A 26,247-nucleotide genomic window follows, 5' to 3' on the forward strand; every position below is an offset into this window, starting at 1 on the left:
GCGTTCGCCCACTCCCTCGGACCCGAGTCCGGCGATCGATCAGTACTTCAGGGCGGTCGCGTGACGGGGGGGACAGCGCTGAGGTACTGATCGAGGTCGGCGCGGCCGGGAGCCGGCGAGCGCAGCCCGGGCGGCGCCGGGGCGGGGTCGGGCAGCCGGGCCTCAGCCCACCGGGACCGGCGGGACCGGCGGAGCGGCACCGGGCTCCGTGCGTCGCCGCCGTCGCCGACCCGCGACGAGTGCGGCGCCCGTCAGCAGCACCAGCCCGGCGACGGCCGCCACGAACGGCACCGAGGCCGGGTCCCCGCCGTAGGCGCCGATCGTCACGAACGCCACCGCCGAGGGCGCCACCCCGAGCACCGACCCGGCCAGATAGTCGCGCAGCCGGATCGCGGTCAGCCCGCAGGCGTAGCTGAGCACCGGGAACGGGATCACCGGCAGCAGCCTGCCCCCGGCGACGGCCCACAGCCCGCCCCGGCGCAGCCGCGCGTCGAGACGGCGGATGCGGGCGCCGCCGATCCCGGCGACGACCTCGCGGCCCAGCGTCCGCGACAGCACGAAGCCGATCAGCGAGCCCACGGCGACGGCGGTCATCGTCGTCGCCAGGCCGACGGGCAGGCCGAACAGGACCCCGGCGGCGATGCCCATCACGGTCGCGGGCGCCGGGACCAGGGTGAACCCGACGAACAGCAGGGTGAACAGGACCGGTGCCGCCCAGCCCGCGGCCGCCGTCGTCGCACGGACGCTCTCGACCGTCGGCCAGCCGGTGACCAGCAGTACCGCGGAGCCCGCGGCCACCAGCGTCACCAGCAGCACGGGCCGCCACCATCGGGCCACCGTCGACCACCTCCACCCGGGTCTACGAGTGCGGGTACCCGCGGGGTTCGGGTGAGCACCGGCACGGACCGGTGAACGGCGACCGGTGTGCGGCGGACGACGGTGTCCGGTGTGACACAGTCTCGGCCTGATGAGACGTCCGGCGCGCACCCGCACCCTGCTGGGGTGGATCGCCGTCGCGTTCGTCGGGGCGTGGATCGTCGGGACCGTCACGCTGATCGCGGCGGCGGGGGAGCGCGGTGCCGACGACCGGGCCGCGCTCTACGAGCGGGGCGAGGCCGCGCTGCGGACCCCCGACGGTGGCGGTGCCCGGCTGCACGAGCTGCTGCTCGACGCCCCGGACCGCGGTTTCGTCGACGACTACGTCGAACGCCTCCAGGCGGCCGGGTCGCCCGCCGTGCTGCCCACCGGGCCGGACCGGGTCGAGGTGCGCTCGGGACCGGTGCTGGTGACGCTGTCGGTCACCGAGGAGGCGGGCCGCTGGTACTTCAGCCTCCTGCCGCCCGGGGAGCGGGAACCGGGCTGACCACCGGGCGCCACCACGGCGTCCGCGACCGGGGCGTCGGCCCGGGGCCGGCCGCGACGACGACACCGGGGAACCCGGTCAGCAACCGCGGCACCGCGCGGCGCAGCCGTCGCACGGCGGCGGCGCCGTCGACGTCGTCGAGGCGCGCCTGCAGGAACAGCCCGCCCCCGTGGCGCGCGGTCCGCACCCGGGACAGCTCGGGCAGCGTCCGCGCCAGCACGCGCAGCTCCTCGGCGGTGAGGGGACAGCCACCGACGACCACCGTCGCGGTGAAGGGGCGCGTCCCGTCGTGCTCCGAGTTCATGGAGTCCCCTACGAGCGGAGCCCCCGTCCGGATGCGGTCCCGGCCGGGAGATACCCACTTCTCATGACGCCGGGACCTGGGGTTACTCCGTCCGCAGCAGCTCCGTGACGTCCGTCCGGAACTGCATCGCCCGATAGGGCCAGTTGGTCGTGGTGTTCCACTGGCTGACGACCAGGTGCAGGTCGTCGAGCGTCGAGCCGGGGACGACGTAGCCGCCGTAGAGCTGTGCGACGCGGCCGGTGGCGTGGTCCTCGTCGTCCCAGCCGCAGCCGGTGAGCACCGTGGTCCGCGGGGCGCGGTGCAGGTCGGCGTTCGGGCGGTCGAGCAGCAGTGTGTCGATCCGGTAGTTCCCGGCGTCGAAGACGGTGAGCAGCAGGTGCTCGCGACCGTCCGGGCCGGGCACCCGGCGCAGGTTGAGCTCGCCGAACGCGCCGGGGAGGGTCAGCGTCGGCGGGTTGCCCCAGTCCCAGCGCTCCCCGGCGAAGCCCCACGGCTCCCACGCGTCGCGGTCGGTGATCCGGTCGGCGGGCACCCGGTGCAGCAGCAGGCCGTCGCGGCGCTGGAAGCCGGTGGTGTAGGCGTAGACGTAGCCGTCGCCGCCGTCGCACCAGGTCAGCTGCTGGAACAGGCCGTCGTGGTGGTCGCCGGGCCAGTCGCAGCCGGTCCGCTCCCAGGTGACGCCGTTGTCGCGGGAGGCGACGATCTCGCTCCACAGCACGTTGCCGAGGCCCTTGTTGGCCATGACGTGCAGGTACATCGTGTCGCCGACGGTGATGACGTCGGCCGGCAGGATCGTGGTGACGCGCCGGTGCAGCCGGAACCAGTTCGTCGCCGGCTTGCTGACCAGGCGGCAGGCGTAGTCGGCCGCGTCGCCGCCGGAGCCGGTCCAGCGCAGGCCGCCGCGGACGTCGTCGGGGTCGGCGAACAGCACGACCGGGGAGCGCCAGCCGGGCCCGCCGACACCGGCCCGGTCGAACGTGTCGCCGAAGACGGCGACCAGACGCCCGTCCGGGGCGGTGGCGAGGATGCCGAGGTCGGTGCCGCCGATTCCGAACCGGTCGGTGTACCCGGGCCCGGTCAGGTCGGCGATCTTGGTCGTGACGGCCATGGCGCGACCCTACGGGCGGTACCGCGCGATCGCGTCGCGGGTCGCGGGCAGTGCGAACACCTCCGCGAAGGTGTCGACGCTCGCCTCCACCGAGCCGGTGATGCCCTGCTCGCGCCAGGTCTCGAGCAGCTGCTTCTGGGCCGACAGGACCTCGCGGGTCGGGGCGAGCAGCGTCGCGACGAGGTCGTCGACGGCGGCGTCGAGCCCGGCGGGGGAGTCGACGAGCCGGTTCACCAGCGGCGCCGTCCCGGGCTCGTCGACCCGGTGCACGCTGCCGGTCAGGACCATCTCCTGGGCGAGCGCGGCACCGACGTAGCGGGGCAGCAGCGCCGCGTCGACCACCGACGGGATCCCGAGGCGCACCTCGGGCAGCCCCACCCGCACCCCGGCGTGGGCGACGCGCAGGTCGCAGGCCAGCGCGAGCTCGAACGCCGCACCGAGGCAGGCGCCGTTCAGCCGGGCGATCGTCGGCACCGGTGCGGTGCGCACCGCGCGCAGGCAGGTCGCGAGCCGGGTGATGATCGCGCGACCGTCGCCGGGGGCGGCGTCGCGGAACACGTCGAGGTGCATCCCGGCGCCGAACGCGCGGTCCCCGGCCCCGGTGACCACGACGACCCGCACCCGGTCCGGGAGGTCGGTGACGGCCGCGGTGATCGCGTCGACGTCGCCCGTGTGCAGTGCGTTGGCGGCCTCGGGACGGTCCAGGGTGACCGTCCGGACCGCGCCGTCGTCGTGCACCCGCGGAGTCCCCATCAGTGCACCGTCCACGGCGGCGGGACGGTGCGTGGGGGGCGTCGCCGCAGCACCAGGACCAGCACCGGCAGCACGATCGCGCCGACGCCGGCCGCGACCGGCGTCAGGATCGCCAGGATCAGCGGGGCGATCCCGGCCGCGGCGACGACCAGCGCGACCCCGATCCCGCGTGCCCCCGGCGCGGCCGACAGCGTGACGGTGCCCGGCTCGTCGACGGGACCGCCGGTGGTCGCGGGGACGGCGACGTCCGCGGGCAGCCCGGCCCAGCGCACCCAGGACAGCAGCGCCAGGAGCGCCGGCACCGCGACCGCCGCTCCGCCGATCCACCGCCATCCCCGGACCACGACGATCATCGGACCACAGCGGCGGCCGCGACGACAGGTCCTACCGGGCGGCCGCCGCGGCCACCGCGTCGGCGAACACCTGCGGCGCCTCGACCGGGACGAAGTGCCCGACGCCGTCGACGGGGGTGACGGTCACGTCGGTGAAGAACTCCCCGACCCGGTCGGACCAGTCGCGCGGGAACAGCGGGTCGTGCTCGGGCCACAGGAACGTCGTCGGGACGGTGACACGGTCGGCCGGGTCGGGCGCGGTCTCGGCGAGCGAGCGGGCCACCGCGCCGCCGCCGGAGCGGTACCAGTTGATCGACGCGACGAACGCGCCCGGCGCCCCGTACGCGACGGCGAGGTGGTCGAGGCGCCCGTCGTCGGGGGTGAACCCCGGGCCGGACCAGTGCGACCAGAAGTGGCGCAGGTACGCGCGGGCGGCACGGGCGTCGCCGTCGACGAGCTCGCGGGCCAGGTCGAGCTGGTGGAAGGACTGGTACCAGAACTCGCGCACCGGCTGCTCCGCGAGGATCCGCCGCCCGACCCCCGGCGCGGGCGGGGTGACCACGAGCGCGCGCAGCAGGTCGGGCCGGTCCTTCGCGACCTGCTGGCCGACGCGGCTGCCGACGTCGTAGCCGGCGACGACCACATCGGACAGGTCCAGCTCGCCCAGCAGCGCGGTCAGCGAGCGCGCCTGCGCGGCCGCCGAGTACTGCTCGGCCGGGTCGCGGTCGTGCGAGTCGGACCCGCCGAACCCGCGCAGGTCCGGGACGACGACGTCGTGCGCGGGGGCCAGCCGCTCGGCGACGGCGGTCATGTCCGTCCGGTCGCCCGGCCAGCCGTGCAGCAGCAGGACCGGCGGCGCGCCGGGCTCGCCGTGGCGGTCGTAGGCCAGTCGGAAGCCGTCGGTCGTGGCGGACAGTGGCATCGCGGGGATCCTCCGGGATCGTGGGACGGGCGGCTCGGTGTACCGAGAAATGATGATGGGGCGCCCGGGTCGCGACGGCGATACTCGCGCGTGTGAGTGAGCGCCGGAACCCCGACGTCGAGGTCGACTGGGACGACCCGGAGACCCCCACCCCGGGCTGGATGGGGTTCCTGCTGGCGCTATGGCTGCTGCTCGCGCTCGCGTGCGGGTGGTCCGCCGTCGACGACCTGCGCCTGGCCAGCGGCGCGGTCGGCGCGCCCGGGGTCCTGGAGGTCACGGACTGCACCGACCTGGGGGAGGGTCGCTACGACTGCAACGGCCTGTTCCGGCCGGACGCCGGCGGTGACCCGATCGCCGTCGACGCCTCGCCGGACTCGTCGGCCGGGGAGGTCGTCGCGGCGCAGCTGACCACTGCCGGTGACCGTGCGGTGCCCACCGGGACGACCGGGGTGCTCGCCGCACTGACCCTGCCGTTCCTCGGCGTCGCCCTGCTCGGCTACCTGCCCTGGACGACGGCGGTGGTGCTCGGCACCCGGCGCGGCCGCCGCGGGCTCGCCGTCCTCGGGCACGTGGTGACGCTCGTCTTCGGGACCGCGACGACTGTCGGCCTGGTCCTCTCCTGACCCGTCCGGTCGAATTGTCGGGCCGTAACGGTTACCGTTCGCCGACCGCTCGGCCGACACGTCAGGGGGAACCGTGTCCCAGGCACCCACCACCGGAACGACGGAACGTCACCGTCTCCCGGTCCGGACGCTCGTCGCGGCGTCCATCGGCAACGCGGTCGAGTGGTACGACTGGACGATCTACGCGACGTTCTCGATCTACTTCGCGACGCAGATCTTCCCGCCCGAGAACGCGGCGCTTGCCCTCATCTCGACGCTCGCAACCTATGCGCTCGCCTTCTTCTTCCGGCCGCTGGGCGGTCTGCTGCTGGGCCGGTTCGCCGACCTCAAGGGCCGCCGCACCGCGATGCTGGTGACCATCCTGCTGATGGCGGGCGGGTCGTTCGTCATCGGCCTGCTGCCGACGTTCGCGATGATCGGCTGGTTCGCCCCGGTCCTGCTGCTGCTCGCGCGCATCGCGCAGGGCATGTCGCTGGGCGGCGAGGTCTCCAACGCCTCGGCCTACCTCGCCGAGATCGCCCCGCGCGAGCGGCGCGGGCGCTACTCGTCGTTCTTCTACATCTCCACCGGCACCGCGGTGCTGTTCGCCTCCCTCACCGGCTTCGTGCTGGCCGCGACGCTGACCGAGGACCAGCTGGCCTCCTGGGGCTGGCGGATCCCGTTCCTGCTCGGCGGGGTGCTCGGGATCATCGGGCTCTGGATGCGGCGCCAGATGAGCGAGAGCGAGCAGTTCGAGGAGAACAAGGAGTCCGCGGCCCGGATCCGCAACCCGCTGATGCTGACCCTGCGTGAGCACCCGAAGGCGGTCGCGCAGCTCGTCGGCTTCACGATCCTGCACACGCTCTGCTACTACACCTTCTTCTCCGCGCTGACCCCGTACGCGACGAAGTCCCGCGGGGCCGACGCGTCCGAGGTCTTCCTCGCGCTGTCCATCGCGACAGCGATCTTCGTACTGCTGCAGTACCCGATGGGGGCCGCCGCCGACCGGTACGGCCGCAAGCCGCAGATGCTGGTCTGGTCCGCGGCCACCGCGGTGCTCGTCGTACCGCTGTCGTTCCTGATCGGGCCCGGCTTCTGGAACATGTTCGTCGTGTTCGTCGTCGGGTTGTCCCTCTACACGGCGATGACCTCGGTCGCGCCGGCGATCATGAGCGAGCTGTTCCCGACGAAGGTCCGGGCCCTGGGCATCGGTGCCTGGTACAACCTGACCGTTGCGGTGTTCGGCGGGACCGCGCCGCTGGTCATCGCCTCGCTGCAGGAGGCGGACCTGGCGATCCTGTTCTTCGTCTACGTCGCCGTCGGGGCCGTGATCTCCTTCGTCGCGGTGCTGACCCTGCCGGAGACGAAGGGCTCCGCGCTGCGCTGACCGGGTACGCTCCATCGAAACGACGCCGTTTCGATGGAGAGCTCGCGATGACCAGCACCGCACCGGCCGACACGCTGCGCCACCTCGCGCACGGCGCCACGCTCGAGGAGGGCCTCGGGTTCTTCGACGCGCTGCCCGCCGTCGGGGTCGCGGAGATGCTGGGCGACTGGTCGGGCGGCGAGATCCCCACCGGCAACCCGATGGACGGGCTGCTGGGGCGTTTCGGCTGGCACGGCAAGCGGTTCGACGGCGTCGACGACGTCCACCCGCTCGTCATGGACCACCCCCGCGGCGGCCTGTTCTCGCTCAACCCCGCCCTGGTCCCGCTGCCCGCGCTGCTGCGCCACCCGGCCGCGCTGCGCAACCCGACCCTGGCGCGGATCGCCCGCACCGCGGGCCCCGCGCTCGCCACCCGGGCCCCGAAGGCGCGGCTGCGCACCACCGAGTACCGCGGGGTCGCCAGCGCCACCATGTGCTACGACGACCTGCCGATCCACGACGTCTTCCGGCGCGTCGACGACGCCACCGTCCTCGGTGCCATGGACATGCGCGGCCTGACCCATCCGTTCCTGTTCTTCCTGCGTCGCGAGTGACCAGCCGCTTCCCGGACGAGCGCCGCCGGGAGGTGCTCGCCGCGACCCGTGACCTCGTCGCGGAACGCGGCTACTCCTCGACCACGGTCGAGGCCGTCGCCGCGGCGACCCGCACCAGCAAGGCCACGCTCTACCGGCAGTGGGGCGACAAGGCCGCACTCGTGGTGGAGGCCGTCTCGGCGGGCAGCCCGCTCGCGATCGACCGGATCAACACCGGGTCGCTGGCCGGGGACCTCGCCGCGGTCGTCGACCAGCTGGCCGCGCGGGCCGCGGTCGACGTGCCGATCGTGCTGGGGCTGGCCGGGGCCGGGCAGTGCGACCCCGCCCTGCCTGCCGCGTTGTCCTCACGGCTGCTGCCGCAGGTCGAGGCGCTGCGCGCGGTGGTGGCGCGGGCCGTCGCCCGCGGGGAGCTGCCGGCCGACCCGCCCGCCGCCCGGCACCTGCCCTACCTGCTGGCGGGCGCGGTGGTGGCGCCGACGCTGCTCGACGGGCCGGCCGCCGTCGCCGACGCCGGGTACCTGCGGTCGGTCTGCGACGACGTGCTGCTGCCGGCCCTCGGGGCCCGCGCGTGAGCTCCGGGCGCTCCTAGGCGGGCCCGTCGACGACCTGCACGACACCGTCGGCGGTGCCGGTGACGAACAGGCGTCCGGTGTCCGGGTCGACCGCGACCGTGTTCGGCTGGCGCACGGTGGGGATCCGGGCGACCTCCCGCGGCGTCGGGTCGGTCATGTCGTAGCCGACGAGCAGGTTCGCCCCGGTCGCGGTGACCCACACGCGGTCCCGGACCGGGTCGTAGGCGATCCCGTAGGGCTCGCCGGGCAGGTCCACCCGTCCGACCTCGGCCGGGGTGCCCGCCGGGTCGAAGACGATCAGGTGCCCGCCCCGGGTGTCGGTCGCGACCATGCGGCCGTGCCGGTCGGCGACCAGGTGGGTCGGGCCGTCGCCGGCCGGGAGCTCGCGGATGCCGTCGCCGGTGGCGGCGTCGTAGACGGTGAGGGTGTTCTCGCGGACGTCGATCAGTCCGACCCGGTCGCCGACGGGGGCGAGCCCGGCGGGCTGGGTGACGTCGGTCAGCTGGCGCACCACCCGGTCCCCGCGGACCACGGACACGCTGCCACCCGCCTCGTTGGCGACGAACACGGTCCCGGCCGCCGTCCCGGTCGCGTCGTGCGCCATCGGGCCGGTCATCACCTCCGACGACACCCGGCCACCGGGCAGCGAGACGCGCAGCAGGCCGTTCGCGCTCTCGCTCGGGACCAGCACCGGCCCGCCCGGCCCGGCGAGCTGCAGGTGGCGCAGCACGCCCGGCAGCGGCACCCGCCCGACGACGGCGGCGGTGTCGGCGTCGAGCAGCACGAGCCGGTCGGGCTGTCGCACCCCGACCGCGACGCGGCGCGTCGGCCCGTCGGCGACGATGCCCTCGGGGACCGCGCCGACCGCGACGCTCCGCCCGGGCGGGGTGGCGGTCACCGGTGGCGCGACGCCCGGCTCGGCGGGCGGCGGCAGCGGCTCGGCGAACCGGGCGGGGGTGCCCGCCCGCCCGGGTGCGGCCGGGCCGTCGGCCGGCGCGGCGCAGCCCACCGTGAACAGGGCCAGGGCCAGGACGGCCGCCCGCTGCATGCGTTTCCCTGTCGCCATGGGTTCAGCATCGTGCCTCGGCCGGACGCCCGCGCGGCGGCCGAGGAGCGCACCTGCCAGTTGCGCTGCAAAACGATAGATGGCTATCGTTTCGGTGTCCCGATCATGACGACGAGGGAGTTCCGCCGTGACGACGACCGAGGCCCCGCAGTTGCCCTTCGACCGTCCGAACGTCATCGACGTCGCGCCGCTGTACGCGGTACTCCGCCGCGAGGGGCCGATCGTGCCGGTGCGCACCCCCGTCGGTGACCCGGCGTGGCTGGTCACCCGGCACGCCGAGGCGCGCTCCCTGTTCGCCGACCCGCGGCTCGGCCGCTCGCACCCCGCGCCCGAGCAGGCGGCCCGGGTGTCCGAGGCGGCGGTCCTGGCCGGCCCCACCGGCACCGTGGAGACCGAGAAGGCCGAGCACGACCGGATGCGCAGGCTGCTGGTCCCCGCGTTCTCGGCCAAGCGGATGCGGCGCCTCGGCGACCACGTCGGCGAGCTCGTCGACGGCTGCCTCGACGACCTCGTCGCCGCGAAGGAGACGTCCCCCGACGGCGTCGCGGACCTGCACGCCCACCTCGCGTTCCCGCTCCCGGTGCTGGTCATCTGCGAGCTGCTCGGCGTGCCCTTCGCCGACCGCGGCTACTTCAGCGGGCTGTCCGAGCGGGTCGCGACCATCCGCTCCGGCGGCGACGCCGAGACCGCGATGACCGAGTTCCGCGGCTACATGGGACGGCTCGCGGCGGCGAAGCGGGAGACCCCGGGGGAGGACGTCGTCACCGACCTCGTACGGGCCCGGGCCGACGACCCCGGCTTCGGGGAGGCCGAGCTGACCCGGCTCGCCGCCGGGCTGCTGTTCGCCGGGCACGAGACCACCGTCGGGCGCATCGACCTCGGTGTGCTCCTGCTGCTCACCGACACCGCCCGCCGGGACACCTTCGTCGCCGACGTCGACGGCAGGCTGCACGGCACCGTCGAGGAGGTCCTGCGCATGTCGGCCCCCGGCGGGCTCGGGCTGCTGCGCTACGCGCACGCCGACATCGAGGTCGGGAGCGTCACGATCCGCCGCGGTGACGCGGTGATGATCTCGACGGCGTCGGCGAACCGGGACACCGAGGTGTTCGACGACGCCGACGCCTTCGACCCGACCCGCCGGCCCAACCCGCACGTGTCCTTCGGCGACGGCGGCCACTTCTGCATCGGTGCGAGCCTGGCCCGCACCGAGCTCGCGACGGTGTTCGCGCGGCTGTTCCGGCGGCTGCCCGGGCTGCGGCTCGCCGTCGCCCCGGAGGACCTGGACGTGCGCGCCGAGCAGGTCACCGGGGGAGTGCGGGCGCTGCCGGTCACCTGGTGAGCCGGTGCCGCGGCGTCCCATGACCTCGCGCGGCGACCCGCGCACGGGGTGCCGCGGACCGGACGGGGGCGCCGCGGGCCGGGCTCACAGCCCGTCGGCCAGGATCCCGTCCATCGCCCGCTCCACGATCGCCGCGATCGTCCACGACGGGTTCGTGCTCCCCGTCGTCCCCGGCACCAGTGCCCCGTCGACGACGTGCAGTCCCGGGTGCCCGGCCACGCGTCCCCGGTCGTCGGTGACCCGGCCCAGTACCGCGCCGCCCAGCGGGTGCCAGGTGACCGGGTCCGCTGCCCCCAGGTCGAGGACCCCGGAGGGTGCGTCCGCGGCGCGCGCGACCAGGCCGGAGAGCCCTGCGGGCAGCCGGGAGGCGACGTCGGAGACGACCCGTCCGAGGCCGGCGCCGACCGGGGCGTCCGGGGCGATCAACCGCTGGGTGAGGTCGCGGACGGTGCGCTGGGCGTCGGCGTCGCCGTCGGGCGGCCAGTGCAGCACGGCCTCGCCGGTGGCGCCGTCGAAGCGGAACTCGCCCACCGGGTCGCAGGCCCCGAAACCCGGCAGCGACATCGCGCGGACGTCGAACGGCAGCGGCGCGGGACCGAAGGTGAGCGTGACGGCCTCTGCGCGGTCGTCGGTGGGCGGGCGGATGCCGGCCGCCATCGGCCCGGCCTGCGGCCCGCCCGCCGGTTCGGGGACGCCGACGCGCAGCTGGATGCGGTCGCCGTTGTTGCCCCAGAACCGGCCGGCGTCGGCGGTGAGGTCGGGCAGCGTCCCGGTCTCGCGGGCCCGTACGAGCAGCCGCGACGTGCCGGTCGACCCGGCGGCGAGGAACAGCGCCCCGGTGGTGAGCGCGATCCGTTCCCGCACGACGCCGTCGGTGTCGATCCGCTCGACGTCGAGCCGGTAGCGTCCGCCGCCGACCGCGTGCAGGTCGACCACCCGGTGCAGCGGGGCGACGGTGACCAGTCCGGAGGCCTCGGCGTCGCGCAGGTAGTTCTTGTCCGCCGACAGCCGCGCCCCGGAGTTGACGCCGGTGAAGTACTCGCCGACCGACATCGACGGCGTCGCCCGCCCGGCGAACTCGGCGCGCACGACGTCCCAGTCGGTCGCGTTGGGCAGCAGCTGCGCGGTCAGCCCGGCACGGCGGGCCTGCTCCAGGAACAGCCGGGTCCCGACGTGCGCGGGGTGGGCCAGGACGTCGTCGGGGATCGGCGAGACCCCGACCCGGGCGGCGGCGCGCGGGTAGTGCACGGCGGCGAGCTCGTCGTGGTCGATGCCGGGGACCGCCGCGGAGAACACCGCCGCGTCCGGCCGGATCCACACCCCGGCGTACACCAGCGTCGACCCGCCGACGCCCGCCCCGCAGAGCACGCTCATCCCGCGCCCGGACACCTTCTCGAACAGGCCGGTGTAGGGCCGGTAGAGGGTCGGCGGCTGGCCGGGGAACACCGGCGTGGGAGTCAGCCACGACGAGCGGCGGTCCGGGCGCAGGAACGGCGGGAACGTGTCGGTGGCCGGTGTGGTCCAGCGGCGGCCGCGTTCGAGGACCAGGGTGCGCACGCCCGCCTCGGCGAGCCGGGCCGCGGCGATCGACCCGCCGAGCCCGCTCCCGACGACGACGGCCGGTGCGGACATCGCGGTGACCTCGCGGCGCAGCAGGGCCGGCGCGGCGGTCGCGGTCCCGGCGGCACCCAGCGCGGCGGCACCGAGCGCGGTCCCGGTCAGGAACCCCCGGCGGCTGGTCACCCGCATCCGGCTCAGCCCCCGATCCGGATGTCGGCGACGATCTCGCGGATCAGGCCGTCGTCGTAACGGAAGGTCTCGTGCACCCGCGCGGTCGTGAGGTCGACCGGACCCGCCCCGACGGACAGGGTGAACTCCGCGACGACGACGCCGTCCCCGCGCACGCGGTAGGTCTCGTCGGAGACGGCGCGGATGATCCGGTACTGGGGGCCGAACCGCAGGTCGGCGCGCAGCTGGTCGCCGGAGAACCCGGTCGGCAGCCCCGCCTCGACCCGGGTCGCGTGTGGGTGGAACGGCACCGCCGACGGGTCGTGGTCGGCGAGTGCGGCGACGTAGGCGCGGGCACCGTCGACCCGGCAGGCGTCGTCACAGGTCGAGGCGGACGCGACACCCGCCCCCGCTCCGGCGACGATCACTCCGACGAGCACGGACAGCAGCAGACTGCGCGACCGCATGGGAACCTCCGGGACCTGGGGGAGCGGACGGGGGACGACGTGACGGGAGCGACGCCCGGGGGCAGGCGCCGGGAGACACGGGACGACGGCGTGGCGCGCACGCGGGCGGCCCTGTTGGCCGCGGCAGCCGACGTGTTCGCCGAGCGGGGCTACGACGGCGCCTCGGTGGACGAGATCGCCCGCGCCGCCGGGGTGTCGGTGGGGTCGATCTACAGCCGCTTCGGCAGCAAGCAGGACCTGTTCCGGGCGCTGATGACCGGCCACCTGGAGGGCGACCTGCACCGGGTGCGGTCCGGTATGGACGCGGGCCCCGAACAGGCGCTGGCCGAGCTGGAGACGGTGCTGCTGGAGACCGCCCGCTCGCGCCCGGCGACCCTGCTCGACGCCGAGACCTGGGCGGTGGCGATGCGCACTCCGGCGATGCGCGCGGCCGTGGCCGACCACCACCGCAGGGTCCGGGACGAGGCCGCAGCCATGGTGGCGCGCGGCCGCGCGGCCGCCGGGGTGGACCTCGGCGTGCCGGACGACGAGGTGGCGACCGCGATGATCGCGCTGTTCCACGGCCTCGTCCGGGAGTACCGCCTCGGTGTGCCCGGCGAGGCGCCGCCCGACCTGTACAGCCGCATGGTGCACGCGCTCGCGACCGGGCTCGCCGCGCTGGCCGCGGACGGCGGGCCGCCCGGCGAGCCATGATCCACAGCGAGCCACGGGCGGCAGTCTGGCACGGGTGAGCGGACGCTCACCCACCGGGTTCTCCATCGGATGTCGGACACCCGTCGACGGTCACGGGGCCGCCGTCCGGACGGGCGCGGACGCGACCCCCCACCCGGCGGTGGCGCCCGCGACACCGTTCGCCACGATGGGGCGGTGACAGGCACGGCACCCCCGGACATCCAGCAGCACCGCTCGATCAACCAGCGCATCGCCGACGAGCTCGGCGCCCGGCCGGACCAGGTCGGGGCCGCGGTGGCCCTGCTGGACGAGGGCTCGACGGTCCCCTTCGTCGCCCGGTACCGCAAGGAGGCGACCGGCGGCCTCGACGACGCCCAGCTCCGCACCCTGGAGGAGCGGCTGCGCTACCTGCGGGAGCTGGAGGAGCGGCGCACCGTCGTCCTCGACTCCATCCGGTCGCAGGGCAAGCTCGACGAGTCCCTCGAGGCCACCATCCTCGCCGCCGAGTCCAAGGCCCGGCTCGAGGACATCTACCTGCCCTACAAGCCCAAGCGCCGCACCAAGGCGATGATCGCCCGAGAGCAGGGCCTGGAACCGCTGGCCGACGCGCTGCTCGCCGACCCGACGCTCGACCCGCACTCGTCGGCGGCCGCCTACGTGACCGACGAGGTCGCCGACGCCGGCGCCGCGCTGGAGGGTGCCCGTTCGATCCTGGTCGAGCGGATCGGGGAGAACGCCGACCTCGTCGGCGGCCTGCGCGAGCGCATGTGGGCGCACGGGCGGCTGGTCACCACGGTCCGCGAGGGCAAGGAGAACGACCAGGCCGCGGCCAAGTTCTCGGACTACTTCGACTTCGCCGAGAAGTTCACGACGTTGCCCTCGCACCGGATCCTCGCGGTCTTCCGCGGTGAGTCCGAGGAGGCGCTCGACGTCACCCTCGACGCCGGTGTCGCCGACGACGAGCCGAACCCCTACGAGGCCCTGATCGCCGCCGAGTACGGCGTCGCCGACCGCGGCCGCGCCGGCGACGCCTGGTTGCTCGGCGTCGTCCGGTGGGCGTGGCGGACCCGCCTGCTCACCGCGCTCGGCATCGACATCCGGGTCCGGCTGCGCACCGCCGCCGAGGAGGGCGCCATCGGCGTGTTCGCCGCGAACCTGCGCGACCTGCTGCTCGCCGCCCCCGCGGGCACCCGCGCGACCCTGGGCCTCGACCCGGGCCTGCGCACCGGGGTCAAGGTCGCCGTCGTCGACGCGACCGGCAAGGTCGTCGACACCGCGGTGATCTACCCGCACGAGCCCCGCAAGGACCGCGCCGGGTCGCTGAAGACCCTGGCGGCGCTGTGCACGAAGCACTCCGTCGAGCTGATCGCGATCGGCAACGGCACCGCCTCGCGGGAGACCGACGCGCTGGCCGGTGAGCTCATCGCGGCGAACCCGGGCCTGAAGCTGACCAAGGTGATGGTGTCCGAGGCCGGCGCGTCGGTGTACTCGGCGTCGGCCTACGCCTCGGCCGAGCTGCCCGACATGGACGTCTCGCTGCGCGGCGCGGTCTCCATCGCGCGGCGCCTGCAGGACCCGCTCGCCGAGCTGGTCAAGATCGACCCGAAGTCGATCGGGGTCGGGCAGTACCAGCACGACCTGCCGGAGTCGTCGCTGTCGCGCTCGCTCGACGCGGTCGTCGAGGACTGTGTGAACGCCGTCGGTGTCGACGTGAACTCGGCGTCCGCGCCGCTGCTGCGTCGGGTCTCGGGCATCTCCGAGTCCCTCGCCGGCGCGATCGTCGCCCACCGCGACGAGAACGGCCCGTTCCGGAACCGGACCGCGCTGACCGGCGTCGCGCGGCTGGGGCCCAAGGCGTTCGAGCAGTGCGCGGGCTTCCTGCGCATCCGCGGTGGGGACGAGCCGCTCGACGTCACCGGGGTGCACCCCGAGTCCTATCCGGTCGTCCGGCGGATGGTGGAGCGCACCACGCTCGACGTGTCCGCCCTGATGGGCAACGCCGCACGGCTGCACCAGATCAAGCCCAAGGACTACGTCGGGGACGGCGTCGGGCTCCCGACCGTCACCGACATCCTGGCCGAACTGGAGAAGCCCGGCCGGGACCCGCGGCCGGCGTTCCGGACCGCGACCTTCGCCGAGGGCGTCCACAAGATCTCCGACCTGCGGCCGGGGATGCTGCTGGAGGGCGTCGTCACCAACGTGGCCGCCTTCGGCGCGTTCGTCGACGTCGGGGTGCACCAGGACGGCCTCGTGCACGTGAGCGCGATGAGCAAGGACTTCGTGTCCGACCCGCGCGACGTCGCCAAGTCCGGTGACGTGGTCAAGGTGAAGGTCCTGGAGGTCGACGAGGCCCGCAAGCGGATCTCGCTGACCCTGCGTCTGGACGACGAGCCCGGCGCCGGCGAGCGCGGCGGCCGGTCCCGCGGGCCCGGCCAGGGCCAGGGCGGAGGCCAGGGCGGCCAGGGCGGCCGGGGCCGCGACGGCGGCGAGCGCGACGGGCGCGGTCCGGGCGGCGGACGCGGCCAGGGCGGCGGCGACCGCGGCCGGGGTGGTCGCGACGGTGGCCGTGGCGACCGCGGCCGCGGCGGTCAGGGTGGTGGCCGCGGCGGCTCCGGCGGCCAGGGCGGTCGCGGCGGCTCCGGCGGCGGCCGGCAGGACCGCGGCCCCGCCAACGACGCGATGGCCGAGGCGTTGCGCAAGGCGGGCTTCGGCAAGTCCTGAGCCGACGACCGGGCCCCGCACACCCCGGGTGCGCGGGCCCGGTCGCGGTCAGTGCGGGAGGACCGGCTCCAGCAGCCGCTCGGCGAGCCGGCGCAGGTCGTCGTCGCCGACGCCCCACTCGCGCAGCCGGCCCGCCGGGCCGGTGGGGTGCGCGTCGAGGTCGTCGAGCACGGCCTCCAGGGCGGCGGCGTCCACCCCGAGCAGTGCCTCGTCGTCGGGCTCGGGCTGGCCCCAGGCGCGCAGCCGGTCCCACAGCGTCGGCAGGACCTCGTTGGTGCGCAGGTAGTCCGCGACGACCGTCGCGCGCGGCACGTCCAGCACGGCCAGCAGCACCCCGACCACGATCCCGGTCCGGTCCTTGCCCGCGGCGCAGTGCACCAGCACCGGGGCGGGCGCGTCGGCGACGGTCCGCACGATCCCCGCGAGCTCGGCGCCGGCCTCGGCCGCCAGCAGCCGGTAGGCCCACCCGAGCCCGTCCTCACCGGCGGCGGCCGTCGCGACCCGCTCCGGGGTCAGCGACGCGCCGAGCGGGACCGGACGGACGTCGGCGACGTCGGCGAGCGGGTGCGGCTCGCGTGTCTCCGCCGCCGAGCGCAGGTCGACGACGGTCCGCGGCGGCCACGGCGATCCCTCGGGCAGGTCGAGGGCCCGGGCGTCGCGCGGGTCGCCCGGGCGGGGCGCGTCGGACCGGTAGAGCACCCCGTGCCGTACGCGGTAGCCGTCCGTCGTGCGCAGACCACCGAGATCACGCAGGTTCGCCGGGCGTCGGGTCGCGGCGCTGGAGAGGAATGCCGTCACCCGACCAGGGTCGGTGATCTCCCCGCGGCCGCGCCGAGGGTCGTGATCAGGGGCATCGGTGGTGTCGGTCACGCGGGACCCGACGGACGGACCGCACCGGGACATGGCACACTGGTTGATCGACGGCCGTCGGCGACGACGCACGGCCGCGAGCCCCGGAGGTCTGGGTTCACCGGCACATCATCTGGATCGAGATGCCGCACGCGGGCCTGGCGGGCTGGGAGAGCGGGCGAGAGCCGCCCGACGACACAGCGCACCCCCCTGCGCACGCCATTTTGAGGACCGAGTGAGCATTCTGCTGGACCAGCACCCCGACCTGAACGACTCCGGAGACGAGATCACCACTTCCGCCGCCATGACGGACACCGACGCCGACGCGACCGACACCGTGACCGCCGACGCCGCCCCCGACACCTCCGCCACGCCGGAGGTCACCCCCTCCCGTGAGGCCGTCGAGTTCGAGCCCGCCGCGGTCACGGCCGACGAGCCCGGCGACGACACCCCCGCCGGCCCGACCTTCGCCGACCTGGGCCTCGCGCCCCGGCTGCTCGAGACCCTGGACAAGCTGGGCTACGCCGCGCCGAGCCCGATCCAGGCCGCCGCGATCAGCCCGCTGATCGCCGGTCGTGACCTGCTGGGACAGGCCGCCACCGGGACCGGCAAGACCGCCGCGTTCGCGCTGCCGATGCTGCAGCGCCTGGCCGACGGCCGTACCGCCCGCTCCCGCGGCGCCAAGCCGTTCGGCCTGGTGCTCGCCCCGACCCGTGAGCTGGCCATGCAGGTCGGCGACGCGGTCGCCAAGTACGGCGCCGCCCTCGGTGCCTCGGTCGCCTGCGTCTACGGCGGCGCGCCCATCGGCCCGCAGCTGGGCCAGCTCCGCCGTGGCGTCGACATCGTCGTCGCCACCCCCGGCCGCGCGATCGACCTGGTCAACCGGGGCGCGCTCGCCCTGGACGCGATCGAGGTCGCCGTCCTCGACGAGGCCGACGAGATGCTCGACATGGGCTTCGTCGAGGACATCGAGACGATCCTGGGCGCCACGCCGCGGGGCCGTCAGACCGTGCTGTTCTCGGCGACCATGCCGGGCCGCATCCAGAGCCTGGCGCGGACCCACCTGAGCGACCCGGCCGACATCCGGATCAAGAAGGAGGCCACGCCCGAGGGCGAGGCCCCGCGGGTCCGCCAGACCGCGTACCACGTGCCCCGCAGCCACGTCACCGTCGCGCTGGGCCGGGTGCTCGAGATGGAGCAGCCGACCGCGGCGATCGTGTTCTGCCGCACCCGCGCCGACGTCGACGCCGTCACCGAGACCCTCACCGCGCGCGGCCTGCGCGCCGAGGCGCTGCACGGTGGCATGGATCAGGAGCACCGCACCCGGGTCGTCGAGCGCCTGCGCGCCGGCCGCACCGAGCTGCTGGTCGCCACCGACGTCGCGGCCCGTGGTCTGGACATCGACTCGCTGACCCACGTGGTCAACCACGACGTGCCGTCGTCGCCGGAGTCCTACGTGCACCGCATCGGCCGGGTCGGCCGGGCGGGACGCGAGGGCGTCGCGATCACCCTGGTCACTCCGGGGTCGGTGCGTCACCTGCGCAACATCGAGCGCCTCATCGGGGCCTCGGTGCCCAGCGCGCCGGTGCCCTCGCCGGAGGACCTGCGCACCGTGCGGCTCGCCCGCACCGCGCTGGCCCTGCGCGAGCAGGCCGGTCAGGACGCCGACACCCCGCCGCAGGACGGTGTCGAGCAGCTCGTCGTCGAGCTGGCCCGCGACCACGACCTCGCCTCGATCGCCGCTGCGGCGATCCGGATCGCCCGTGCCGACAACTCGGTGCCGGACGACGAGATCGAGATCCCGCAGGTCCGCTCGCGCGGTGGCCGTGACAGTGGCCCCGGCGACCGTGGCCCGCGCCGCGACCGCGACGGCCGTCCGGGCGGTGCCCGCGGCCAGGGCGCCCGTCCCCCGAAGGCCGGGGCGACCCGCCTGTTCGTCTCGGCGGGTCGTGCCTCCGGTGTGCGCCCGCAGGACATCGTGGGCGCGCTGGCGAACGAGTCCCGGCTGTCCGGCCGCGACATCGGCGCCATCCAGATCCACGAGCGCCACTCGCTGGTCGAGGTGCCCGAGCACGCCGCGGACGACGTGCTGCGCTCGCTGCGCGGTGCGACGACGCTGAAGGGCCGCAAGGCCAACGTGCGTCGGGATCGGGACAACGCCGGCGCCCACTAGGCCGGGATGCACGAGAGGGGCCCCGCGCGATCCGCGCGGGGCCCCTCTCGTCGTCCGGGGGTGGGTCAGCGCACCTCGACCCGGTCGCCCTGGCGCAGCTTCCCGAAGAACACCGTGGCGTCCTGGTTGCGCATCTTGACGCATCCCGCGGACCCGGAGTCGCGGTCGCCCTGGTGGAAGGCGACACCACCCGGGGCGAAGAACACCGACCACGGCATCGGGGCGCCGTCGAACTCGGCGGAGTAGTGCTCGCGGTCCTTGTCGTAGACGGCGAAGTCACCGGTGGGGGTCTCCGTGCCGTGGCCCCCGGTGGCGACGTCGACGGGACCGTAGGTGATCGAGCCGCCGTTCATCAGCCACGCCTGCTGGGACCCGAGGTCCACGCAGGCCCTCGCCGACGCCGAGCACGGGGTGCCGGCGACCCCCGGGTCGGCATCGGCCGCGAGGGCGGTGCCCGCGGCACCCAGCCCGACGACCAGCCCGGCGGTCACGACGGCCAGGGCGCGTCGGCGGCGCACCCGGCGAGTGCTACGGGGAGTGGGCTCGTTCGTGTGCGCCATGAGTGTTGCTCGGGTCCTCTCGGGTGAACGATGGTGCTGCCGGACGGTTCAACGATCACCCCTGGCGACGGATACGCCCGGACGGGTCATCGGTTACGACGGGAAACAGGCCTGCCCCGGCGATCTGCGGGAGGATCGGCCCCGTCCCGACATCGGAGCCCGGCCGAGGAGCGCGTATGACCACCACCCCGTCCCGCAAGCCCCGCAGTCATCAGGTCACCGACGGCATCGGCGCCACCGCCGCGCGCAGCATGCTGCGCGCGGTCGGCATGCGTGACGACGACTTCGCCAAGCCCCAGATCGGCATCGCCTCGTCCTGGAACGAGATCACCCCGTGCAACCTGTCGTTGCAACGGCTCGCGACGGCGGCGAAGGAGGGCGTGCACACCGCGGGCGGCTACCCGCTGGAGTTCGGGACGATCTCGGTGTCCGACGCCATCTCGATGGGGCACCGGGGCATGCACTACTCCCTGGTCAGCCGCGAGATCATCGCCGACTCGGTGGAGACGGTCGTGGAGGCCGAGCGGCTCGACGGGACGGTGCTCCTGGCCGGCTGCGACAAGTCGCTGCCCGGGATGCTGATGGCCGCGGCCCGGCTCGACCTCGCCGGGGTGTTCGTCTACGCCGGGTCGATCATGCCGGGCCGGGTCGGCGACCGGGAGGTCAACATCGGCGACGCGTTCGAGGGCATCGGGGCCTGCGCGCGCGGGCTGATCACCCCCGACGAGCTGGACACCCTGGAACGGGCGATGTGCCCGGGGGAGGGCGCCTGCGGCGGCTTCTACACCGCCAACACGATGGCGGCGGCGGCCGAGGCGCTCGGGATGGCGCTGCCCGGGTCGGCCAGCCCGCCCGCGGTGGACCGGCGTCGCGACGGCGTGGCGCGTGCCTCCGGTGAGGCCGCGGTCGGCATGATCGCCCGTGGCCTGACGGCCCGGTCGGTGCTGACCCGGAAGGCCTTCGAGAACGCGATCGCTGTCGTGATGGCCTTCGGTGGGTCCACCAACGCGGTGCTGCACCTGCTCGCCATCGCCCGTGAGGCCGAGGTGTCGCTGACCCTCGACGACTTCAACACCGTCGGCGACCGGATCCCGCACCTGGCCGACGTCAAGCCGTTCGGGCGGCACCTCATGTACGCCGTCGACCAGGTCGGGGGCGTACCGGTGGTGATGAGGGCGCTGCTCGACGCGGGCCTGATCCACGGCGACGCCCGCACCGTCACCGGCCGCACGGTCGCGGAGAACCTCGCCGAGCTCGACCCGCCGGGCCTCGACGGCTCGGTCATCCACGACCTCGCCGACCCGATCCACCCCACCGGCGGCCTCACGATCCTGCGCGGCTCGCTCGCGCCCGACGGCGCCGTCGTCAAGTCCGCCGGGTTCGACGCCGCCACCTTCACCGGCACCGCCCGCGTCTTCGACGGCGAGCAGGGCGCGCTCGACGCCGTCGACGCCGGTGAGATCGGCCCCGGCACGATCGTCCTGATCCGCTACGAGGGCCCGCGCGGCGGGCCCGGGATGCGGGAGATGCTCGCCGTCACCGGGCGGATCAAGGGCGCGGGCCTCGGCAAGGACGTCCTGCTGGTCACCGACGGCCGCTTCTCCGGTGCGACGACCGGGCTGTGCGTCGGGCACGTCGCACCCGAGGCCGCCGACGGCGGACCGATCGCGCTCGTCCGCGACGGCGACACGATCACCCTGGACATGAAGGCCCGCACGATCGACATCGGCGTCGAGCCCGCCGAGCTGGAGCGGAGGCGCGCGGAGTGGACGTGCCCGGAGCCGACGAACCGGCGCGGGGTGCTGGGCAAGTACGCGAAGCTCGTGTCGTCCGCGGCCGACGGGGCTGTCTGCGGCTGACCCGCGTGGCCGGTGCGCCCGACGGACGGGCGTGCCGGCCGCGACGCACCCGACACCGCCCCGACACGGAGTCGCAACATCGGTCCCGCAGGCTGGTGGTGATGAGCACCGATCCCGGGACGACCGACGGCCTCTACCGGGTGCGGGTGCGGCTGCCCGACGAACCCGGTGCCCTGGCCGGGCTGACGGCGGCGCTGGCGCAGGTGCGCTGCAACATCCTCGCCCTGTCGGTGCACGGTCAGGACGCGCACTCGGTCGTCGACGAGCTGCTGGTGTCCGGGCCGTGCAGCGTCGGCGAGCTGTCGGTGGCGGTCTGCGGGGCGGCCCCCGGCGGTGGGGTCCTGGTCATGACCGCCGACCCGCACGACCTGGTCGACCCGCCCACCCGCGCACTGGACATCGTCGCCGCCGGCCGGAGTCCCGCCGACGGGGTCGCCGCGCTGCTCGGCGCGTCGGGTGTCCGGACGCCGGGCCCGGACGAGCCGGGTGCGCGCGACGAGCACGACCTGGAGCTGACCGCGCCCGACGGCACCCGGCTGGTCGCCCGGCGGGCGGCGCCGTTCACCGTCACCGAGGTGGCCCGGGCCCAGGCGTTCCTGCGCGCGGTCGCGACGCGCCCGGAGTCCGACCCGCGCGGCTGGGCCGGGGCGTAGCGCACTCGGCGCACCGCAGGCGCCGGTCGGCGTAGCACGGAGGTCACGGCGCCGCCACCGCTGGCATCCTTCCGGCAGGACGATCGAGAACGGGCAGTACCCACACGGCCTCCGGCGGGCGTCCTCACCATCGCGAAACCGCCGCGACCCGTGGCGGCAACGATGGACGGTGATCGTTGCGTCATGGAGGCCGGTATGGGTGAGCTGTCGTCCCCGCGGGATCGGGACCGGGTGGGTGTGGTCGTGCCGTACGACTTCGCCCTCGACCGTGAGATGTGGCGGTGGGTCCCCGAGCCGGTCACCCTGAACGTGACCCGCACGCCGTTCGTCGCGACCCCTGCCGACGCCGCGCAGGCCCGGCTGATCTCCGACCCGGCCATGGTCCGGCAGGCCGCCCGCGACGTGCTGACACCGGGCCCCGCCGTGGTCGCGTACTCGTGCACCTCGGGCAGCTTCGTCGGTGGCGTGGCGGGGGAGGCCGCGCTGCGCGACGCGGTGCTGGCCGCGGGCGCGCCGGCGGCGGTCACGACGGCGGGGTCGCTGGTCGCGGCGTGCGCCGAGCTGGGGGTCACCCGGCTCGCCGTCGCCACCCCCTACGTCGACGACCTCACCGGGCTGCTCGCCGACTTCCTCGCCGGGTCCGGGGTCGACACCGTCGCCCGGCACGGCCTGGGCCTGCTCGGCCACATCTGGACGACGACCCCGGAGCAGGTCGCCGCGGCCGTGCGCGCCGCGGACCACCCCGACGCGCAGGCGGTCTTCGTGTCCTGCACCAACCTGCCCACCTACGACGCGATCGCCGTGCTGGAGCGCGAGCTCGGCAAGCCGGTGCTCACCGCGAACCAGGTGACGATGTGGGCTGCGCTGCGGGCGGCCGGGCACTCCGCCGTCGGCCCCGGGCAGACCCTCGTCGACGGCCCGTCCGTCCCGCCGGTGCTGCGGGTGGTGGACACCGCTGCCCCCGGCAGGACGGAACCCGGCCCGGCGGACCTCGACCCGGCGGTCCTCGACCCGGCGGTCCTCGCCACCGCGGCCGAGCCGGGACCGGCGCCGCTGCTCAAGGTCCGCGTCGGGCTGCCCGACGAGTCCGGTGCGCTGGCCCGGCTGACCGCGGCCGTCGCCGAGGTCGGCGGCAACATCCTGTCGCTGTCGGTGCACGGCCGCGACGCGGGCACCGTCGTCGACGAGATGCTCGTCGGCGGCGGGGTGACCGCGGACCGGCTGTCGCGGGTGATCCGGCGACGGCTGCGCGGGTCCGGCCCGGACACCGTGCAGGTCACCCCGGCCGACCCGCACGAGCTGGTCGACGGACCCACCCGGGCGCTCGACCTTGTGGCCGCCGCCCGCGGCCGCGACGGGCTGTTCGACGGCCTCGCCGCGCTCCTGCACGCCGACGAGGTCGGCACCGGCCCGGTCGCGGCCGGGACGCACGTCCTGGAGCTCACCGCCCCGGCAGGCCCGCCGGTGCTGGCCGCCCGGAACTGGGCGCCGTTCACCGTCACCGAGCGGGCCCGCGGCGAGGCGTTCCTGCGCGCGGGCGCGGCGACCCCGCCACCCCGGTCGACGGTGCTGCTGCCCGGCGGGGCCGAGCTCGCCGCGGAACCCGCGTCGGGGGAGGAGACCGCCGAGCTCGACGTGCTGCTGCGGACCTGCCTGGCCGGGGCACCGGCCGTGGACTGGACGGCCGCCGACCTCGTGGGGCTGCTGGCGCCCGTCGCCGGACCGGCACTGCTGCTGCGCACTGCCGCCGGCGACCTGGTCGGGGTAGCCGCCCTGCTCGGCACCGACACCGGCGTGCCCGAGCCCGTCGTGGTGCTCCACCCGTGTCTGCGCGGGACGGGCGTCGGCCGGTGGCTGCGCGGTCGGCTGGGCTCCGGGGTCGCCGCCTAACCTGCGGGGGTGCCCGACCACGCCCCGCATGACCAGGCCCCGCACGACCACGGCCCGCACGACCCCGCCCTGGCCGACCGCAGCGGACCCCGCGCCGACCCCGGTGAGCCGGGCCCCGGCGGGCTCCCCGACGACTGGGAGGCCTGGCGCGGCCGGGTCGACCTCGACGACTACGACCGCAGGTGGGCGGCGATGGCCGCGGCCGGGGAGAACCCGCACGGCGAGGCCGACCTGGTCTGCGCGCTGCGCGGGGACGGCCCCGTCCTCGACGGCGGCTGCGGCACCGGCCGCGTCGCGATCGAGCTGGACCGGCGCGGCGTCGCGGTCGTCGGCGTCGACCCGGACCCGGACATGATCGCCGCGGCGCGGGCCAAGGCGCCTGCGCTGCGCTGGGTCACCACGGGCCTGGAGACCCTGGACCTGCCCGAGCGGTTCGGGCTGGTCGTGCTGGCGGGCAACGTGATCCCCTACGCCGAGGACCGCGCGGGGGTGGTCGCGGGCTGTGCCCGGCACCTGCGTCCGGGCGGCCTGCTGCTGGCGGGGTTCGCCGCGCAGCCGGGCTGGCCCACCCCCGACGACCACGACGCCTGGTGCGCCTCCGCCGGGCTCGACCCGGTCGCGCGGTGGTCCACCTGGGACCGTGCGCCCTGGTCCGGCGGCGACTACGTGGTCGCCCTGCACCGCCGCGCCTGACCCGGGCGGCTCAGGGCCGGTCGGGCACCCGGCAGAGGACCTCGCCGTGCGGGATGACGATCCACCCGTCGGGGTGCGCCGCCCACTCCCGCCACGCCGCGGAGATCCCGTCCAGCTCGGACTCCCCGGCCAGCCCGCGCTCGACGGCCATCCGGCCGACGCCGGTGTGTATGCGGTCGGCCCACATCCCGCCCCAGGCGGCGCGGGCCTCCGGGGTCGCGTGGCACCAGACCGACGCCGACGGCGTCACCTCGGAGAATCCGGCCGCGTGCGCCCAGCCGAGCAGCCGTCGTCCGGCGTCGGGCTCGGCGTCGTTGCCGCGGGCGACGGCCCGGTACAGCTCCAGCCAGCGGTCCAGCCGCGGATCGTGCGGCCACCAGTGGAACCCGGCGTAGTCGGCGTCGCGGGCGGCGACCAGGCCGCCCGGCCGGGCGACCCGGCCCATCTCACGCAGCACCGCGACCGGGTCGGACACGTGCTGGAGCACCTGGTGGGCGTGCACGACGTCCCAGGTGCCGTCCGGGTCGGACAGGGCGTAGCCGTCGTCGACGGCGAACTCCACCTTCAGGCCGCGGGCGGCGGCACCGGCGCGGGCCTGCTCCAGCGGTCCGGGCACCACCTCGACGCCGCGGACCCGGCCGGGCGCGACCCGCTCGGCCAGGTCCGCGGTGATGCTGCCGGGGCCGCAGCCGACGTCGAGCAGGCTGGTGCCGGGCGTGAGCCGGTCCAGCAGGTAGGCGCACGAGTCCTCCGCGGTGCGGGCCGCGTGCGACCGGACGACGACGCCCGGATGGCCGTGGGTGTAGGTGTCGCGGGGCACGGGGTCAGCCTGGCACGGCGCTCAGCCGGGCACCCGGCGGATCCGGATCGGGCCCTTCGCCGTCGACGGGTCCACGACCCGGCCGGACTGCACGATCTCGACCCGCCCGGCGTCGACGAGCCGGCGCGCGGCCATCCGCGCCGGCTCCATGAGGTCGCGCCAGCCGTCGGGGTCGACGGCGCGGGCCGCCTCGGACGGGCAGATCGTCGCCCCGCCCCGACGCCGGTCGAGGAGCCGGGTGATCGTCGACTCCAGCTCGGTGTCGACCGGGCGGACCGTGCGCCTGCGGCAGCCCTGGGAGCAGTAGCGCACCTGCTCCCAGTCGTCGGCCCACTTCTTCCGCCACTCGATCCGCCGCCCGCAGACCACGCAGCTCTTCTCCTCCACGACCGCCATGGTCGTCCCGCACGCGGCGCTCCGCTCACCGAGAATTGTCAGGTGCCTTACTTTCAGGGCGTGGCGCGGGTGGGGAAGCGGGTACGGCAGTGGCTGGTCGTCGTGCACGTCGCGGTGTCGGTGGGGTGGATGGGCGCGGGCGCGGCGAACGTCGTGCTCGCCGCGTCGCGCTGGGTGCGGACCCGGCCACGGCGGCCGCCGGGTACCGGGTCGTCGACGTCGTCGACCGGTGGCTGGTCATCCCGCTGGCGTTCGCGGCGCTGGTCAGCGGGGTGGTCGTCGCGCTCGTGAGCCCGTGGGGCCTGACCCGGTACTGGTGGGTGCCGGCAAGCTGCCGCACTCCGTGGGCACCGGCGCGGCGCCGCGCCGGACGGGCCGCTGCGGCCCGGACCCCCGCCTGAGCAGCGCGCTCCCGGGCCGCGGCA

At 75.5% G+C, this 26,247-nt stretch carries 27 protein-coding genes; 14 read left to right on the forward strand and 13 right to left on the reverse strand.

Annotated elements, in window-relative coordinates; translation table 11 throughout:
- Positions 1 to 162 precede the first annotated feature (162 nt).
- A complete protein-coding gene (locus DMP15_RS14045) occupies positions 163 to 837 on the reverse strand; it encodes a TVP38/TMEM64 family protein (protein ID WP_337825996.1) in 675 nt (224 codons plus the stop codon).
- A gap of 130 nt (positions 838 to 967) precedes the next feature.
- On the opposite strand from DMP15_RS14045, the gene DMP15_RS14050 reads away from it, so the two are divergent.
- Complete coding sequence (locus DMP15_RS14050; RefSeq protein WP_073574577.1) at positions 968 to 1,363, forward strand: hypothetical protein; 396 nt, start codon at positions 968 to 970, stop codon at positions 1,361 to 1,363.
- Here DMP15_RS14050 and DMP15_RS14055 read toward each other — a convergent pair.
- The 5 genes from DMP15_RS14055 to DMP15_RS14075 form a co-directional block, all read right to left on the reverse strand.
- Complete coding sequence (locus DMP15_RS14055; protein WP_337825997.1) at positions 1,326 to 1,667, reverse strand: hypothetical protein; 342 nt, start codon at positions 1,665 to 1,667, stop codon at positions 1,326 to 1,328. The genes DMP15_RS14050 and DMP15_RS14055 overlap by 38 nt on opposite strands.
- A gap of 82 nt (positions 1,668 to 1,749) precedes the next feature.
- Positions 1,750 to 2,775: a DUF4185 domain-containing protein gene (locus tag DMP15_RS14060; protein ID WP_179762559.1), complete on the reverse strand. Its 1,026-nt coding sequence runs from the start codon at positions 2,773 to 2,775 to the stop codon at positions 1,750 to 1,752.
- A 9-nt stretch (positions 2,776 to 2,784) separates the two neighbouring features.
- Complete coding sequence (locus DMP15_RS14065; RefSeq protein ID WP_337825998.1) at positions 2,785 to 3,528, reverse strand: enoyl-CoA hydratase/isomerase family protein; 744 nt, start codon at positions 3,526 to 3,528, stop codon at positions 2,785 to 2,787.
- Complete coding sequence (locus tag DMP15_RS14070) at positions 3,528 to 3,881, reverse strand: hypothetical protein (RefSeq protein WP_337825999.1); 354 nt, start codon at positions 3,879 to 3,881, stop codon at positions 3,528 to 3,530. The genes DMP15_RS14065 and DMP15_RS14070 overlap by 1 nt, the downstream gene beginning before the upstream one ends.
- A gap of 31 nt (positions 3,882 to 3,912) precedes the next feature.
- Positions 3,913 to 4,782 (reverse strand): alpha/beta fold hydrolase, encoded by an 870-nt coding sequence (locus DMP15_RS14075; protein WP_337826000.1) that lies wholly within the window; start codon positions 4,780 to 4,782, stop codon positions 3,913 to 3,915.
- A gap of 92 nt (positions 4,783 to 4,874) precedes the next feature.
- On the opposite strand from DMP15_RS14075, the gene DMP15_RS14080 reads away from it, so the two are divergent.
- The 4 genes from DMP15_RS14080 to DMP15_RS14095 all read left to right on the forward strand — a co-directional run bounded on the left by DMP15_RS14080 (position 4,875) and on the right by DMP15_RS14095 (position 7,936).
- Entirely contained in the window at positions 4,875 to 5,405 is a 531-nt protein-coding gene (locus DMP15_RS14080) for a hypothetical protein (protein WP_100877526.1), read from the forward strand.
- 73 nt (positions 5,406 to 5,478) lie between these two features.
- A complete protein-coding gene (locus tag DMP15_RS14085) occupies positions 5,479 to 6,771 on the forward strand; it encodes an MFS transporter (protein ID WP_100877527.1) in 1,293 nt (430 codons plus the stop codon).
- 47 nt (positions 6,772 to 6,818) lie between these two features.
- Positions 6,819 to 7,364, forward strand: a complete 546-nt coding sequence (locus DMP15_RS14090; RefSeq protein WP_337826001.1) for a DUF4334 domain-containing protein — start codon at positions 6,819 to 6,821, stop codon at positions 7,362 to 7,364.
- Complete coding sequence (locus tag DMP15_RS14095; RefSeq protein ID WP_337826002.1) at positions 7,361 to 7,936, forward strand: TetR/AcrR family transcriptional regulator; 576 nt, start codon at positions 7,361 to 7,363, stop codon at positions 7,934 to 7,936. The genes DMP15_RS14090 and DMP15_RS14095 overlap by 4 nt, the downstream gene beginning before the upstream one ends.
- 13 nt (positions 7,937 to 7,949) lie before the next feature.
- Here the strand turns inward: DMP15_RS14095 and DMP15_RS14100 are convergent, their stop codons facing one another.
- The gene (locus DMP15_RS14100; RefSeq protein ID WP_337826003.1) at positions 7,950 to 9,002 is read right to left on the reverse strand and encodes a YncE family protein; all 1,053 of its coding nucleotides are present in this window, start codon (positions 9,000 to 9,002) and stop codon (positions 7,950 to 7,952) included.
- 127 nt (positions 9,003 to 9,129) lie between these two features.
- Here DMP15_RS14100 and DMP15_RS14105 point away from each other — a divergent pair, with 127 nt between their 5' ends.
- Positions 9,130 to 10,341 carry a cytochrome P450 gene (locus tag DMP15_RS14105; protein ID WP_337826004.1) on the forward strand — a complete coding sequence of 404 codons (1,212 nt, stop codon included), beginning with the start codon at positions 9,130 to 9,132 and terminating at the stop codon, positions 10,339 to 10,341.
- Positions 10,342 to 10,425: 84 nt separating this feature from the next.
- Here the strand turns inward: DMP15_RS14105 and DMP15_RS14110 are convergent, their stop codons facing one another.
- Positions 10,426 to 12,084, reverse strand: a complete 1,659-nt coding sequence (locus DMP15_RS14110; RefSeq protein WP_337826005.1) for a GMC oxidoreductase — start codon at positions 12,082 to 12,084, stop codon at positions 10,426 to 10,428.
- Between the two features lie 11 nt (positions 12,085 to 12,095).
- Positions 12,096 to 12,536, reverse strand: coding sequence for a hypothetical protein (locus tag DMP15_RS14115; protein WP_337826006.1), 441 nt, complete (start codon positions 12,534 to 12,536; stop codon positions 12,096 to 12,098).
- Between the two features lie 90 nt (positions 12,537 to 12,626).
- On the opposite strand from DMP15_RS14115, the gene DMP15_RS14120 reads away from it, so the two are divergent.
- Positions 12,627 to 13,229 (forward strand): TetR/AcrR family transcriptional regulator, encoded by a 603-nt coding sequence (locus tag DMP15_RS14120; RefSeq protein ID WP_208622900.1) that lies wholly within the window; start codon positions 12,627 to 12,629, stop codon positions 13,227 to 13,229.
- A 174-nt stretch (positions 13,230 to 13,403) separates the two neighbouring features.
- Positions 13,404 to 15,929 carry a Tex family protein gene (locus tag DMP15_RS14125; RefSeq protein ID WP_337826007.1) on the forward strand — a complete coding sequence of 842 codons (2,526 nt, stop codon included), beginning with the start codon at positions 13,404 to 13,406 and terminating at the stop codon, positions 15,927 to 15,929.
- A gap of 48 nt (positions 15,930 to 15,977) precedes the next feature.
- Here DMP15_RS14125 and DMP15_RS14130 read toward each other — a convergent pair whose 3' ends face one another.
- Complete coding sequence (locus tag DMP15_RS14130; RefSeq protein ID WP_073574593.1) at positions 15,978 to 16,727, reverse strand: tyrosine-protein phosphatase; 750 nt, start codon at positions 16,725 to 16,727, stop codon at positions 15,978 to 15,980.
- A gap of 355 nt (positions 16,728 to 17,082) precedes the next feature.
- On the opposite strand from DMP15_RS14130, the gene DMP15_RS14135 reads away from it, so the two are divergent.
- Entirely contained in the window at positions 17,083 to 18,951 is a 1,869-nt protein-coding gene (locus tag DMP15_RS14135; protein ID WP_443217698.1) for a DEAD/DEAH box helicase, read from the forward strand.
- A gap of 65 nt (positions 18,952 to 19,016) precedes the next feature.
- Here DMP15_RS14135 and DMP15_RS14140 read toward each other — a convergent pair whose 3' ends face one another.
- Positions 19,017 to 19,469, reverse strand: a complete 453-nt coding sequence (locus DMP15_RS14140) for a L,D-transpeptidase (RefSeq protein ID WP_337826009.1) — start codon at positions 19,467 to 19,469, stop codon at positions 19,017 to 19,019.
- A 218-nt stretch (positions 19,470 to 19,687) separates the two neighbouring features.
- On the opposite strand from DMP15_RS14140, the gene ilvD reads away from it, so the two are divergent.
- The 4 genes from ilvD to DMP15_RS14160 all read left to right on the forward strand — a co-directional run bounded on the left by ilvD (position 19,688) and on the right by DMP15_RS14160 (position 24,606).
- Complete coding sequence (ilvD, locus tag DMP15_RS14145) at positions 19,688 to 21,370, forward strand: dihydroxy-acid dehydratase (protein ID WP_073574595.1); 1,683 nt, start codon at positions 19,688 to 19,690, stop codon at positions 21,368 to 21,370.
- Positions 21,371 to 21,471: 101 nt separating this feature from the next.
- Positions 21,472 to 22,023 carry an ACT domain-containing protein gene (locus DMP15_RS14150; protein WP_139282724.1) on the forward strand — a complete coding sequence of 184 codons (552 nt, stop codon included), beginning with the start codon at positions 21,472 to 21,474 and terminating at the stop codon, positions 22,021 to 22,023.
- Between the two features lie 195 nt (positions 22,024 to 22,218).
- Positions 22,219 to 23,913, forward strand: a complete 1,695-nt coding sequence (locus DMP15_RS14155; protein ID WP_073574597.1) for a hypothetical protein — start codon at positions 22,219 to 22,221, stop codon at positions 23,911 to 23,913.
- 9 nt (positions 23,914 to 23,922) lie between these two features.
- On the forward strand, positions 23,923 to 24,606 hold the full coding sequence (locus tag DMP15_RS14160; protein ID WP_304580056.1) for a class I SAM-dependent methyltransferase: 684 nt from the start codon (positions 23,923 to 23,925) through the stop codon (positions 24,604 to 24,606).
- Between the two features lie 10 nt (positions 24,607 to 24,616).
- Here the strand turns inward: DMP15_RS14160 and DMP15_RS14165 are convergent, their stop codons facing one another.
- Positions 24,617 to 25,426, reverse strand: coding sequence for a methyltransferase domain-containing protein (locus DMP15_RS14165; protein WP_073574598.1), 810 nt, complete (start codon positions 25,424 to 25,426; stop codon positions 24,617 to 24,619).
- Between the two features lie 21 nt (positions 25,427 to 25,447).
- Positions 25,448 to 25,813, reverse strand: a complete 366-nt coding sequence (locus tag DMP15_RS14170; RefSeq protein ID WP_217266861.1) for a DUF3253 domain-containing protein — start codon at positions 25,811 to 25,813, stop codon at positions 25,448 to 25,450.
- A 134-nt stretch (positions 25,814 to 25,947) separates the two neighbouring features.
- Between DMP15_RS14170 and DMP15_RS14175 the strand changes: the two genes are divergently transcribed.
- Complete coding sequence (locus DMP15_RS14175; protein WP_073574600.1) at positions 25,948 to 26,223, forward strand: hypothetical protein; 276 nt, start codon at positions 25,948 to 25,950, stop codon at positions 26,221 to 26,223.
- Positions 26,224 to 26,247: the final 24 nt, after the last annotated feature.

It is taken from the genome of Pseudonocardia sp. UM4_GMWB1 (assembly GCF_017312155.1).
Classification (GTDB): Bacteria; Actinomycetota; Actinomycetes; order Mycobacteriales; family Pseudonocardiaceae; genus Pseudonocardia; species Pseudonocardia alni.

What these genes read in the sequence shown, in the direction of transcription:
- DMP15_RS14075 (WP_337826000.1), bottom strand. Translation starts at nt 4,782, where the DNA reads ATGCCACTGTCCGCCACGACCGACGGCTTCCGACTGGCCTACGACCGC.
- DMP15_RS14070 (WP_337825999.1), bottom strand. Translation starts at nt 3,881, where the DNA reads ATGATCGTCGTGGTCCGGGGATGGCGGTGGATCGGCGGAGCGGCGGTC.
- DMP15_RS14155 (WP_073574597.1), top strand. Translation starts at nt 22,219, where the DNA reads ATGGGTGAGCTGTCGTCCCCGCGGGATCGGGACCGGGTGGGTGTGGTC.
- DMP15_RS14065 (WP_337825998.1), bottom strand. Translation starts at nt 3,528, where the DNA reads ATGGGGACTCCGCGGGTGCACGACGACGGCGCGGTCCGGACGGTCACC.
- DMP15_RS14150 (WP_139282724.1), top strand. Translation starts at nt 21,472, where the DNA reads ATGAGCACCGATCCCGGGACGACCGACGGCCTCTACCGGGTGCGGGTG.
- ilvD (WP_073574595.1), top strand. Translation starts at nt 19,688, where the DNA reads ATGACCACCACCCCGTCCCGCAAGCCCCGCAGTCATCAGGTCACCGAC.
- DMP15_RS14100 (WP_337826003.1), bottom strand. Translation starts at nt 9,002, where the DNA reads ATGGCGACAGGGAAACGCATGCAGCGGGCGGCCGTCCTGGCCCTGGCC.
- DMP15_RS14115 (WP_337826006.1), bottom strand. Translation starts at nt 12,536, where the DNA reads ATGCGGTCGCGCAGTCTGCTGCTGTCCGTGCTCGTCGGAGTGATCGTC.
- DMP15_RS14055 (WP_337825997.1), bottom strand. Translation starts at nt 1,667, where the DNA reads ATGAACTCGGAGCACGACGGGACGCGCCCCTTCACCGCGACGGTGGTC.
- DMP15_RS14050 (WP_073574577.1), top strand. Translation starts at nt 968, where the DNA reads ATGAGACGTCCGGCGCGCACCCGCACCCTGCTGGGGTGGATCGCCGTC.
- DMP15_RS14090 (WP_337826001.1), top strand. Translation starts at nt 6,819, where the DNA reads ATGACCAGCACCGCACCGGCCGACACGCTGCGCCACCTCGCGCACGGC.
- DMP15_RS14060 (WP_179762559.1), bottom strand. Translation starts at nt 2,775, where the DNA reads ATGGCCGTCACGACCAAGATCGCCGACCTGACCGGGCCCGGGTACACC.
- DMP15_RS14135 (WP_443217698.1), top strand. Translation starts at nt 17,083, where the DNA reads ATGACGGACACCGACGCCGACGCGACCGACACCGTGACCGCCGACGCC.